The 11,468-nt window shown below is 71.8% G+C and carries 14 protein-coding genes; 5 read left to right on the top strand and 9 right to left on the bottom strand.

What is annotated here, in order from left to right:
• Window positions 1–12: 12 nt before the first annotated feature.
• Complete coding sequence (locus HJC40_RS04900) at window positions 13–1,275, top strand: FAD-dependent oxidoreductase (protein WP_308200853.1); 1,263 nt, start codon at window positions 13–15, stop codon at window positions 1,273–1,275.
• A 47-nt stretch (window positions 1,276–1,322) separates the two neighbouring features.
• Here HJC40_RS04900 and HJC40_RS04895 read toward each other — a convergent pair whose 3' ends face one another.
• Together HJC40_RS04895 and HJC40_RS04890 are read right to left on the bottom strand one after the other, a co-directional pair.
• On the bottom strand, window positions 1,323–2,156 hold the full coding sequence (locus tag HJC40_RS04895; protein WP_308200841.1) for a ThuA domain-containing protein: 834 nt from the start codon (window positions 2,154–2,156) through the stop codon (window positions 1,323–1,325).
• A 93-nt stretch (window positions 2,157–2,249) separates the two neighbouring features.
• The gene (locus HJC40_RS04890) at window positions 2,250–2,948 is read right to left on the bottom strand and encodes an HAD family phosphatase (RefSeq protein ID WP_249998506.1); all 699 of its coding nucleotides are present in this window, start codon (window positions 2,946–2,948) and stop codon (window positions 2,250–2,252) included.
• Between the two features lie 131 nt (window positions 2,949–3,079).
• Between HJC40_RS04890 and HJC40_RS04885 the strand changes: the two genes are divergently transcribed.
• Both HJC40_RS04885 and HJC40_RS04880 read left to right on the top strand, forming a co-directional pair.
• A complete protein-coding gene (locus HJC40_RS04885; protein WP_249998505.1) occupies window positions 3,080–3,589 on the top strand; it encodes a SigE family RNA polymerase sigma factor in 510 nt (169 codons plus the stop codon).
• Entirely contained in the window at window positions 3,586–4,779 is a 1,194-nt protein-coding gene (locus tag HJC40_RS04880; RefSeq protein ID WP_249998503.1) for a hypothetical protein, read from the top strand. The genes HJC40_RS04885 and HJC40_RS04880 overlap by 4 nt, the downstream gene beginning before the upstream one ends.
• An 81-nt stretch (window positions 4,780–4,860) precedes the next feature.
• On the opposite strand, the gene HJC40_RS04875 is transcribed toward HJC40_RS04880, so the two are convergent.
• Window positions 4,861–5,172 carry a hypothetical protein gene (locus HJC40_RS04875; RefSeq protein WP_249998501.1) on the bottom strand — a complete coding sequence of 104 codons (312 nt, stop codon included), beginning with the start codon at window positions 5,170–5,172 and terminating at the stop codon, window positions 4,861–4,863.
• Between the two features lie 561 nt (window positions 5,173–5,733).
• Between HJC40_RS04875 and HJC40_RS04870 the strand changes: the two genes are divergently transcribed.
• Both HJC40_RS04870 and HJC40_RS04865 read left to right on the top strand, forming a co-directional pair.
• Window positions 5,734–5,937 (top strand): cold-shock protein, encoded by a 204-nt coding sequence (locus HJC40_RS04870; protein ID WP_249998500.1) that lies wholly within the window; start codon window positions 5,734–5,736, stop codon window positions 5,935–5,937.
• Between the two features lie 156 nt (window positions 5,938–6,093).
• Complete coding sequence (locus HJC40_RS04865; protein ID WP_249998499.1) at window positions 6,094–6,336, top strand: hypothetical protein; 243 nt, start codon at window positions 6,094–6,096, stop codon at window positions 6,334–6,336.
• A gap of 79 nt (window positions 6,337–6,415) precedes the next feature.
• Here HJC40_RS04865 and HJC40_RS04860 read toward each other — a convergent pair whose 3' ends face one another.
• From HJC40_RS04860 to HJC40_RS04835, 6 genes are all read right to left on the bottom strand, one after another.
• Window positions 6,416–7,078 (bottom strand): hypothetical protein, encoded by a 663-nt coding sequence (locus tag HJC40_RS04860; RefSeq protein ID WP_249998498.1) that lies wholly within the window; start codon window positions 7,076–7,078, stop codon window positions 6,416–6,418.
• A 70-nt stretch (window positions 7,079–7,148) separates the two neighbouring features.
• Window positions 7,149–7,943, bottom strand: coding sequence for a helix-turn-helix domain-containing protein (locus HJC40_RS46045; protein WP_249998496.1), 795 nt, complete (start codon window positions 7,941–7,943; stop codon window positions 7,149–7,151).
• A gap of 7 nt (window positions 7,944–7,950) precedes the next feature.
• On the bottom strand, window positions 7,951–8,592 hold the full coding sequence (locus HJC40_RS04850) for a TetR/AcrR family transcriptional regulator (RefSeq protein ID WP_249998494.1): 642 nt from the start codon (window positions 8,590–8,592) through the stop codon (window positions 7,951–7,953).
• A 98-nt stretch (window positions 8,593–8,690) separates the two neighbouring features.
• Window positions 8,691–9,308, bottom strand: a complete 618-nt coding sequence (locus tag HJC40_RS04845; RefSeq protein WP_249998492.1) for a DUF3455 domain-containing protein — start codon at window positions 9,306–9,308, stop codon at window positions 8,691–8,693.
• Window positions 9,309–9,564: 256 nt separating this feature from the next.
• Window positions 9,565–10,230, bottom strand: coding sequence for a response regulator transcription factor (locus tag HJC40_RS04840; protein ID WP_249998490.1), 666 nt, complete (start codon window positions 10,228–10,230; stop codon window positions 9,565–9,567).
• Window positions 10,218–11,408, bottom strand: coding sequence for a sensor histidine kinase (locus HJC40_RS04835; RefSeq protein WP_249998488.1), 1,191 nt, complete (start codon window positions 11,406–11,408; stop codon window positions 10,218–10,220). The genes HJC40_RS04840 and HJC40_RS04835 overlap by 13 nt, the downstream gene beginning before the upstream one ends.
• Window positions 11,409–11,468: the final 60 nt, after the last annotated feature.

Here is an 11,468-nt window from a genome sequence, read left to right as displayed (position 1 = left end):
CACGCGCGAAGGATCCCAACTGTGACGAGCAAGCAGGTCATCGTCGTCGGAGCGGGCATGGCCGGGTTGTCCACCGCCTGGTTCCTGCAGCGGGCCGGAGCGGAGGTGACCGTCCTGGACCGCCGGGACGTCGCCGCCGGGTCCTCGTGGGGCAACGCGGGCTGGCTCTCCCCGGCCCTGACCCTCCCCCTGCCCGAACCGGCGATCCTCGCCCCGGGTCTGCGGGCCCTGCTGAGCGCCGGCTCGCCGGTCTACATCCCGCCGACCCTCGACCCACGGCTGCTGCGGTTCCTGGCCGGCTTCGTCCGCCACTGCACGCCACGGCAGTGGAACCGGGCGATGGCCGTCTTCGCCCAGGCCAACAAGCTGGCCCTCGACGCGTACGACCGGATGGGCGGCGCCACCGGCCGGGTCGAGGCCGAGGTACGGCCGGCCGACCCCCTGCTCGCGGTGTTCCGGTCGGCCACGGACCGGGCGGCCCTGGTGGAGGAGTTCGACCGGGTCGGCCGGGTCACCGAACCGCCCGAGTACCGGCTGGTCGACCGGGACGAGATCCAGGAACTCGAGCCGATCCTGTCGTCGTCGGCGCGATTCGGTGTCCGCCTCAGCGGCCAGAGATTCCTCAATCCGGGCGAGTTCGTGCACGCGCTGGCCGACTCGGTCAAGAACGGCGGCGGACAAATCCTCACCGGCCTCGACGTACGCGGGGTGACCGGCGGACGGCGTGCCGGTGTGCGCCTGGCCGACGGGTCGAGCCTGGCCGCCGACGCCGTGGTCGTGGCCGCCGGCGGATGGCTGTCCCGGCTGGTGCGGCCGCACGGTGTCCGCACCCCGGTCCAGGCCGGCCGCGGCTACAGCTTCACCGTCCGGCCCGGCGTCGCCGTACGGAACCCGATCTACCTGCCGGCGCAGCGGGTCGCCTGCACTCCCCTCGGCGGGCCGGCCGAGGGGGTACGCGTCGCCGGCATGATGGAGTTCCGGCGGCCGGACGCCGCGCTGGACCCGCGCCGGGTCCGGGCCATCGTCACCGCGGCCACGCCGCTGGTCGACGGGGTGGACTGGGAGGCGCGCACCGACGAGTGGGTCGGATCGCGGCCCTGCACCCCCGACGGGCTTCCGCTCGTCGGCCGCACCTCGTCGTCCCGCGTGTTCGTCGCCGGCGGGCACGGTATGTGGGGGATGGCCCTCGGACCGCTGACCGGGCGGCTGCTGGCCGACCAGATCATGGGCGAACGCGTCCATCCCCTGATGGACGCGTTCGACCCGTTGCGCTGACCGCCGGGCCCGGCCCGGCCGCCGGCTCAGTCTTCCCGGCCGCCGGCTCAGTCCTCCCGGCCGCAGGGGAACCGGGTGACGCCGGCCGCCATCCGGATGCCGCCGAGCAGGTGGGCCAGCAGCAGCCGGTCGGAGAAGTACTCGGCCTTGTGCCCCATCGCGGTGTAGAAGGCACGGCCGCCGTCGTACGGCTGGCACCACGAGACCGGGTGATGCACGCCCATACCGGGCGAGCCGCCGGGCACGCTGTAGCCGCGCGGGTCGTAGGTCCGCTCGTCCACTTCGGCCAGGACCCGTACGGTGTGCCGGGGGTTGGTGCGGAAGTTGTACCACTCCTCCTCGCGCACCCAGCGGCGTGGCAGCGGCCGGGTCGCCGCGGTGTCCCGGGTGAGGACCTTCACCGTGGCCTCCTGGAACTGAGGGTTCACCGCTCCCGGGTGATCACGGAAGTACGCCCCGACCAGACCGCCGTACCAGGCCCAGTCGTACTCGGTGTCGGAGGCGGCGTGGATGCCCGCATAGCCACCGCCGGCCCGGATGTACCGCTCGAAAGCACCCTGCTGCGCGTCGTTCAGCACATCGCCGGTGGTGCTCAGCCAGACCACGACGTCGTACCGGGCCAGATTCGCGTCGGTGAACGCCGCCGCGTCCTCGGTCGCGTCGACCTTGAAGTGGTTGCGCGCGCCGAGTTGCCGGATCGCGGCCACGCCGGCCGGGATCGAGTCGTGCCGGAAGGCCGCGGTCGCGGAGAAGACCAGGGCACTGAAACGGGGATGCCCGGACGACGCCGAGCCACTCGAAGCGACCGCGGCCGGGCCGGCCGAGCCGACCAGGCCCGCCGCCACCATCACCGCCACCATCAATCTGACCACGAGTTTCATGACCCTCCTCAGCGTTGGGGACGCGTACCGGGCACTCGATCGAAGCCTATGACTTCCCGAGAGGCCGGGGAAGGGGGTCGCCGCGCCGGGCGCTCAGCCGTTCGCGCGGATCGGGCGGCTCACCAGAGCGGGCAGGTCGGTCATCGCCGTGAAGATGTGGGTGGCGCCGGCGTCCAGCAGCGCCTTCGGCGGGTGGTGAGCCGGGCTGTCCGGTGGGCAGAATCCGAAGACGGTCGCGCCGGCGGCCACCCCCGCGGTCACGCCGGGGACCGTGTCCTCGATGACGGCGGCCCGGGCCGGGTCGATGCCCAGGAACGCGGCCGCGGCCAGATAGACGTCGGGCGCCGGCTTGCTGCGGGGCTGATCCATGCCGCTGAACATCTTGCCCGCGAAGACCTCGTCGAGCCCGACCTTGCGCAGTTGCAACCGCACCTTGCCGAGATCGGCGCCGCTGGCACAGGCGATCATCCCGCCCATCGCAGAATTGATCTCGCGGACCGCGGCCACGGCTCCCGGGACAGGCTCCAGGGAGGCGGCCAGGGCCTCGTTGCGGCGGCGGCGGAAATCGCTCAGCCAGTCGTCGGTCACCACGAACCCCGTGTGGGCGGTGACGACGGCGGTCTCGTCGCTCAGCGCCCGGCCGACGAACAGGCGGAAACAGTCCTCGGCGCTGATCAGCCAGCCCAGCTCGTGCAGCATCGACCGGAGCACGCCGTTCGTGATGCTTTCCGAGTCCACCAGGACCCCGTCGCAATCGAACAGGACAGCGTCGAACGAACCGGGGTCAGACATGACCGCGACCCTACAGCGAGGTCCGTACGTCCTGGTCACGCGCCCGGGCCAAGACAGCAGCGCCGGCCGTGCAACCCCGGCCACGGTTGTTCACGACAGTAAGGATGACGGCGACCGACGAGAGGAGCGGGATGCGGCCCGAGCTGAAACGGGAGTACGTGGACTACGTACAAGGACGGTTGCCGCGGTTGCATCGCGCGGCGTATCTGCTGTGCGGTGACGCGCACCGGGCGGACGACATCGTCCAGGCGGCCCTGACCGCGCTCTACGTGAACTGGAAGAAGGCCGCCGCGGCGGACAACATCGACGGGTACGTGCACCGCATTCTCGTGCGCCGCTACCTCGACGACCGCCGGCTGCCGTGGTCACGGGTACGGCTGGGACACGATCCGTCGGACGGCACCTCCATGCCGGCGTCCGACGACCGGGTCGAGAACCGCGACGCGGTGATGGCGGCGCTGCGGTCGCTGCCGAAGGGACAACGGGCCGTACTGGTACTGCGCTACCTCAGTGACCTGTCGGTCGAGGACACGGCGCAGGCCCTCGGCTGCTCGACGGGCAATGTCAAGAGTCAGAGCGCACGAGGACTGGCGGCCCTTCGTGAACGCCTCTCCGGTGCGGAAGCGAGGGATTGGGCATGACGGCGGAAGAGCAGGATCTGCTGGACCGGCTGGGCGAGGTGGACGTACCGGTCTCCCGGCTCACCGTGGCGTCGGTGACGGCGACCGCCACTCGGCGGGCCGCACGGCGGCGCGCCGCGCAGGCCGGCTGTGCGGCCGCGCTGGTGGTGGGCGCCCTCGTGGCGGTGCCGGCGTTGTGGCCCGGCCGGGGAGCACCGGCGGTGCTGCCGGGCGCGTCCGGCCTGCCGGAGCGGTGCGCGGCGGGCCGCCTGCCGGCGCCCGCCGGCAAGACGAACGTCTGGGCGGCGGCGGTGGATCCGACCGGCCGGCACATCGCCGGCTATGTCATCAACGGCGAATGGGGTACGGACCCGGTCAGCGGGAAACGCAGTGGCATCCCGGCCTCCGAGCCGGTGGTCTGGACCGACGGGCAGCCGAAGGCGCTGCCCAAGCCGGTCAAGGCCGTCCAGCCGACCGGGATCAACGCCGACGGCGTGATGGTCGCCGTCGCCGGCCAGGGAAAGATCTTCGACTCGGTGTTCCGCTACGTCGACGGTGTTCCGGCGAAGGCGGTCCTTCCGGCCGGCTCCTGGGAAGTGCACCCGTACGCGCGGATCAACGCGAAGGGTGACGTCCTCATCTCCGCCGTTCCGGCCGGTGCGCGGGACACCAAGGGCGTCGTCTTCCTCTGGAAGGCCGGCTCGGCCACGGCGACCCGGCTGCCCCTGCCCACCGGGGCCAACGCCAAAGTCCTCACCGACGACGGCGCCATCCTGTACGACGTGCTCTCGGCCGACGGCCAGACGTTCACCTCGTACGTCCGGGACGAGAGCGGCAAGGGCCGGGCCCTGCCGGGGCCGGCCGGTCAGAGCGGCTCGGTCAACACCGGGCGGGGCAACTGGGCGGCCGGCAACGCCTGGCCGTCCGGGACGGCGATCACCTGGAACCTGCGGACCGGAGAGGTGACCGATACCGGCCTGCACGCGCCGGCTCACGGCATCAACGGCAGCGGCTGGATCCTGATCGACGACACGCTGGTGCGCGACGGCCGGACCGTCAAGCTGGCGGTGGTCGAGGAGGGCACGGCCCGGTCGGCGCCCCGCGACGTGGCGGACAACGGAACTGTGGTCGGTGTGCTCGCGGGCAGTACCGACAGCAAGCCCGACCTGGCGAGTTCCGGCCCGCTCATCTGGCGGTGCGGCACGATCTGACCGTACGGCTCGCGGCGCCGCCCCGTCAGCCGGGTCGGCGCCGCACAGCCCGGGCCGCTACCCGGTCAGGAACTCAGCGTCCTACGAGGTGAATCGCGATCCGGCGCGGGTCGGGGGCGCGAGCTGGACGGTCCACGTGCGGGCCGTGCCGACGACCGCCATGGCCCGGCAGAGCAGATCGCAGCCCAGCTGCGGGCTGCCCTCGGCGAAACCGCGGTTGACGAGGGTGACCGCCCTCTCGTGGTCGCCCGAGGCGAGAGCCTCGTCGAGTGCGGTGACCAGGACCGCGGCGAGCGCGGCGTGGAAGCTGTGGGCACCTTTTTCCCGGAGGGTCCGGGCAGGTTCGCGCACCGTCTGGGCGGGGGCCGTGGGCGGGGTGGACATCAAGGTCACGCCGTTCTCCTGGGGTGTTCGGTGGTGCTCGGTCAGGACCCGTCCGGACCAGCGCCCACCCACCGGCACCGTGCCGCTACGGCCGCGTGGCAGCGGCGCGCCGGGCTGATGCGCTGAGGGCGGGCGGGAAGCGGTGGCCGGCGACCCGTACGGGATCGCTGACGAGCGCCACTGAGCCGTCGAGGTGGAGGCCGAGTTGGAAAGGTCGTCCGAGGGGGGACGCGGGTACGCCAACGATGCCGACAGAGCTGTCGATGCTGACGGAACTGCCAAAGCTGACGGAACTGCCGATGCTGACGGAACTGCCGGGGAACGCTGTTGACGAACTGAACCGCGTCCCACTGTACGCCCAAAACGCTCGGCGGCGCTGTGGCCGGTTCTGTGCTACGGTTCTCGGGTTGCAGTTTTGATTTCCGTAAGACGTTTTCGGCGCCTGATGGGTTATCTGAAACCCGTCCAGGCGCTTTTCGTTTTTTTCGTGTCGGTTCCGGCGCGGGTGATCAACGCGGCGGCGTGCGGGTCCGCACACAGCGGTCTCGAACAGCCTGCGAAGGAGCAGACATGACTACAGGCACCGTGAAGTGGTTCAACGGCGACAAGGGTTTCGGCTTCATCACCCAGGACGACGGCGGCCCGGACGTCTTCGCGCATTTCTCGGCGATCTCGGCGAGCGGCTTCCGTAACCTCGAGGAGAACCAGCGGGTGGAGTTCGACATCACCCAGGGCCCGAAGGGCCCCCAGGCCTCGGACATCCGCGTCATCTGATCCATCTTCGCCACGGCGGTCCGACTGGTTCAGCGGGCCGCCGTTCGGCGTACCATCCATTCATCCATGAGGTTCGTTCATCGATCCGGTGCTTCGCGGCCCGCGTCCTCTTTGCGACGTGCCTCGCCAGGAAGGCCCCGATTGACCGTGACAGCCATGTCACCGCACAACCGCGACACCAGCCCGGCGGCGATTCCCGGTGGGTTCAGCCCCGAACAGCCCTCGGCCGCCGGCGCGCCGCCCACCCGGTCCCCCGAGTGGGACGACGACACGTTGTTCGTCGCCCCACCGACCACGGACGAGAAGCAGTCCGCGTCGCACGTCTCCGACAGTGGCGAGGTCGCGATGGACAAGTTGCGCCATCCGTTCGACGTCACGGCGCCCCACCCGGAGAAGTAAGGCCGGGCTTGCGGCCGGACCTCGGGTGTCGATCACGCCGTGGCCGTCACCGGCGATCCGGACGCCACCAGCCGTGCGGTTACCGGGCGGCAGCGCAGGCGGAGCACGACGGCAGGGCGCCGCGGCGCTCGAACCGCCAGAAGTGCTGCGCCACCGTGGCGCCGTCGGTCACATAGACGTTGAAGGTGCCGCCGATGTTCGGGTTGTTGTGCGACGCGCTCAGGGACGGCTGGCTTCCGGACAGCCCCTGCACGAGCCGCCGGCCCGTGGTGGTCGCGGCGTCCCCGAGGTCCCACCGGTGGCTGCTCGAGGAACTGATCTCCGCCGTGTAGGCCTTTGTCCCGTTCTGGCTGAGCTCCCAGGTCCGGCCGCCGAAGGCCTGGTAGTTGACCAGGTACACGTCGTCCAGGCCGGTCGACGTGGCGCGTTGCAGGTTCCACCACTGCGCCGGCGTGCTGGACTTGCACACGGCGAGGTAGACCGCGTGCGTATTGGAGCCGATGTCGGTTCCGTTGGTGCTCAGGCAGTAGGTGTAGTCGTTGAAGCCGTCGTAGTAGTCGTTGACGATCATGTACCAGCCACTCGCCGGGTACACCGCCTGGGCCGGAGTGGCCGTCCCCAGAGTCGCCAGCGTGGCCACGGCGGCCAGGATCGCGGCGAGCGCGGCCCGCATTCGTCCGATGCGCATAGTCATCGTGATCTCCCCGTAGTAGGTCACGTACGTTGCTGCATCCACTCTCATCGATGGAGAATCCCTCGTGCAGCCCCGTTGGCCGACCGTCAGGTGAACAGCTGAGGACGTCCGGGAAACCCTAGCGGCGATCGGCGTCGGTGGGCCGGGTGAAGACGACGACCCGCAGATCGCCGGGCATCAGGGTGAGCACGTCCTTGTCGAGGTGGGCCAGTCCGCCCCGGCCGTCGCTGACACCTAAACGGTCGGCGGTGTCGGCCGGCTCCGACGGGTCGTCCCACAGCCGGGCGAACTCACCGCCGCGCGCGTAGAGGTCGCCGATCAGCGCGTGCAGCTCCGGGTCGCCGCGATAGCGGTGAGCCGCGGCGCGCAGCCCGGCGACCATCGACGCCCGGACGCCGGCGGCATGCTCCGGGGTGCGGAACACGTCGGTCGGGGCTTCGGTGAACATCCGCCAGGCCATGTTGCGTTCACGCCCCTGCGCCGAACCGGCCGGGCAGTCGTACTCGCGCCAGCGGCGGTTGCCGTCCAGCACCGTCCAGGTCGCGTCGCACACGCAGGCCGGCACGTCGGTCAGCCGATCGAGCATGCGCCGGGCCGCCGGGGTCACCTCGCGCGGCACCAGCCCGGCACGGTGGGCCGGCGCGGCGAAACCGGCCAGCGTACGCAGGTGCTCGTGCTGCTTCCCGCTGAGGCGCAGCGCCGTGGCGAGCGCGTCGACCACGCCCGGCGACGGCCGCCGCCGGCCCTGCTCGATGCGTTTCAGGTGTTCCTCGGAGACACCGGCCAGCTCGACCCGCCGCAGGCCGGGCGCACGACGCCGGCGAGGCAGTGACGGCGCGATGCCTGCGGCCTCGGGTGTGACCCTCTCGCGGAGGGCCCTCAGCGTCGTACCGAAGTCGTCTTCCTGCTGCACCTGACAATCATGCCAGCGGGGTCAGCCGGGCCAGGGCCGTGATGATCCGCTCCTCGATGTCCGGCGGCGTCGGCAGCCGGTGCGTGACGGCGCGCTGGTGCGCGAGACCGTGCAGACCGAGCCAGACCGCGACGGCGTCCCCGGGCGGATCGACACTGGCAGAGACCCCGGCGGCGACGCAGTCGGCCAGCAAGTCGGCCAACAGCCGCAGGCTTTCGTCGCCGATGGTGGTCAGGTCTTCGACGGTGATCGAGCTCTCCCCGGGCGTGGGCATCCACAGGCCACCGAACATGGTGCGGTATCGCTGCGGGCGGGACTGGGCGAAGGCCAGATAGGCCTGGCAGAGGGCCACCAGGCGGGCGCGCGGCGTGTCCTCGGCGCCGGCGATCGCGGCTCGCAACGCCTGGTTGAGCTCGCCGAAGGCGCCACGCACCACGGCCAGCATGATGGCCGGCTGGTCCGGGAAGTGGCGGTAGATCGACGGCGCCGCGATGCCGGCTTTCCGGGCGATCGACCGCAGCGTCAGGGCGCGTTCGTCGCCGGTCTCGTCCAGCAGCTCCACGGCGGCCTCGACGATCTCGTCGCGCAGACGCCCGCCCTCGCCCCGGCGGTTGCGGGCGCGGCCGGCTGTCACGTCTGCGGTCGTCATGCCGGAACCTTACACCTGCAAGCTCCTGCATGTTAGCTATCAGCTGTTAGGTCCCCGGTACCCGCCGTTCGCGCGACGGGCACCGGGGGGCGCGGAGCTCAGCTCTGCTTGGCGGCCCAGAAGACGTAGACCGCGCCGTACGGCACGGCCTTGGTCGCCCCGTCCTCGCACGCCCCGGCCGGCGCCACGCCGCCCGAGGTCTGCAGCCGGCTGATGTACGCGACGTTGCCGAGCAGGCCCCGGCCGCTGTGGGTGTCGACCGTGAGCAGGAGCTCGGCGATCGTCCCGGCCCGCGGGCTCTCGGCCGTCTTCTTCGCGGTGATGAGCGAGCCGTCGCGCTTGGACTGCCAGCTCGGGCCCCCGAAGTGGTGGATCCGTCCACCGGTGCCGACCAGCTGGGCCTCCGGCACCGAGGCGCCGGTGAAGACGCCACCCGTACAGGTGTAGGTCTGCGTGCCCTTGGCGACGACGTAGGCGCCGACCGGGCGGGACCCGGCCGGGGGCCTGATCGCCGCCGGGATCCGCGGCACGCCCACCCGGCGGGCGTCGGGGCCGACCGCCGCCGGGGCCGCGACCTCGGCCGGCGCCGCGACCGTGGCGGGCGCCTCGACCTCGGCAGCAGAGGCCTGATAGGTGACCGCGCCGAGCGCACCCACCACTCCGGCCATGCCGATGGCGGCGAACACCCGGTTGCGGGAACGTGAGGCCTTACGCATTGATGCCCTCCAGATGTCGCGCGCGTCCGCCCGCGATCACACCCTTGACGGCTCCCAGGGCCGCGGTGTTCACCCCATCCGCCCGACTTAAGCGAAACTTGAGGTTCGTCGTCACGGTCGAGGGCGCGGGCCGGGGCGGCGCGCTGGTCCTGACGGGCAAGGCCGGCATCGGCAATTTACGTTGCTGGCGCACGCGGCCGACGCGGACGCGGCCACGGCCTTCCAGGTCGTGCGCGCCTCGGGCCCCCGACACGCCTCAGGGCCCTTCGGCGTCGTGGACGTGACGGGCGACCTGGACCCGGTTGGTGACCTCGAGCTTGGCGAAGACGTTGCCGACGTGAGTCTTCACCGTGGCGACGCCCATGTGCAGCGCCTGGCTGATCTCGGTGTTGGTGAAGCCCTGGCTGACGGCGACGGCGACCTCGTGTTCGCGTTGCGTCAGGCGGGCGAGCAACGCTCGGGCGGCACGCCGGCGTGAGTCGCCGGACGGGCGGGTGACGGCGGTGATGAGTTTGGTGGTGATCCGCGGCGACAGCATCGGCTCGCCGAGGGCGGCGCGGCGGACGGCGGTCACGAGGTCGGCCGGCGCGGTGTCCTTGAGCAGGAATCCGGCTGCGCCGCAGCGCAGCGCCGCGACGACGAGCTCGTCGGTGTCGAACGTGGTGAGGATCAGGATGCGGGCCGGGGAGCCGCGTTCCTGCAACCGACGGGTGGCGGTCAGCCCGTCGGTGCGCGGCATCCGGATGTCCATGAGCACGACGTCGGGCACTTCCGCCATCACCACATCGACGGCTTGCTGCCCGTCGTCCGCCTCGGCGACGACGGTGATGCCGGAGGCGCCGCCGAGGATCATCCGCAGGCCGGCCCGCACCAGCGGATCGTCGTCGACGACGACCACGCGCAGCGGGCTCAGGCCGGCCACGGCAGCCTTGCTCGCACGACGAAGGTGCCGTCCGGCTGGGGCCCGGCATGCAGGGAGCCGCCGGCCAGCTCGGCCCGCTCGGCCAGCCCGACCAGGCCGACCCCGGGACCCGGGGAGCGTATCGGCTGCGCCGGCGCCGCGACCGGATTGCTGATCTGCACCTCCAGGTGCCCGTCGGGGTCCCCGCCGGTCGAGGAACCGGCGCGCGCCAGCCGGACCGTCACGAGTTCACCGGGTGCATGCCGGCGAGTGTTGGTCAGGGCCTCCTGCACGATCCGGAACGCGGTGCGGGACACCAACTGCGGCACCGTCTGCGTCGCCACCGTGCTGTCCAGCCGGACCTGCGAACCGGCTTCCCGGGTGTCGGCGAGCAGAGCCGGCAACTCGGCCAGGGTCGGCTGGGGCTGTTCCACAGCATCGTCGGCTTCGTCTCCGCCGCTGGTGCGCAGCACGCCGAGAACGTCGCGGAGTTCGGCGAGGGCGAGCTGAGCGTTGGCCTGGATGATGCCGGCGGTGCCGGCCGTCTCGCCGGGAGTGAGGTCGTCGCGATAGGTCAGGGCGCCGGCGTGCAACGCGACCAGGGAGATCCGGTGGGCCAGGACGTCATGCATCTCGCGAGCTATCCGGGTCCGCTCGGCCTCCCGGGCCGCGCCGGCGGCCAGCACCCGCTCGCGTTCGGCGGTCAGTGCCCGCTCGTGCAGCGCGGCGATCAGCTCCCGGCGAGTGCCGAGATACGTGCCCGTGGCCAGGCACGCCGCGACGAACAGGAGAATCAGGGCGATCCCACCGAGGGAGAAACCGGGGAACAGAACCTCGGCGGCGGTCGCGCTGACCACGGCGACGACGGCCACGGCGACCGCCCAGTCCCGCCGGCGGCGCGTCGCCATGGCACCGACCGCGAACGCCGCCGCGCCCACACTGGACGCCGAGAACGGCACGAGCGCCGCCGTCACGCACGCCACTGTCAAAGGATGCCGGGACCGCAGCGGCAGCAGGACCAGCGACGCCACGCCGACCAGGACGTCGAGGATCAGCAAGACGCCGGCCAGGTCCTCGGCGGCCGGGGTCATCGGTCCGGAAAGGCGATCGGCGGCAGCGGCGACCCAGCCCGCTGCCCCGGCGACGACCGCGATCGCGTACTGCCCGGCCCTGGCCCAGGTGGGCGGCGGAGGGAGCATACGGTCAGCGTAGTGACGCCCCGGGAACGGCGACTCCACCCCAGGGTGGAGTCGCCGGAG

The sequence above is a fragment of the Actinoplanes sp. M2I2 genome, assembly GCF_023544445.1.
Taxonomy (GTDB): Bacteria; Actinomycetota; Actinomycetes; order Mycobacteriales; family Micromonosporaceae; genus Actinoplanes.
This window is presented reverse-complemented; position numbering and strand designations above follow the sequence as displayed.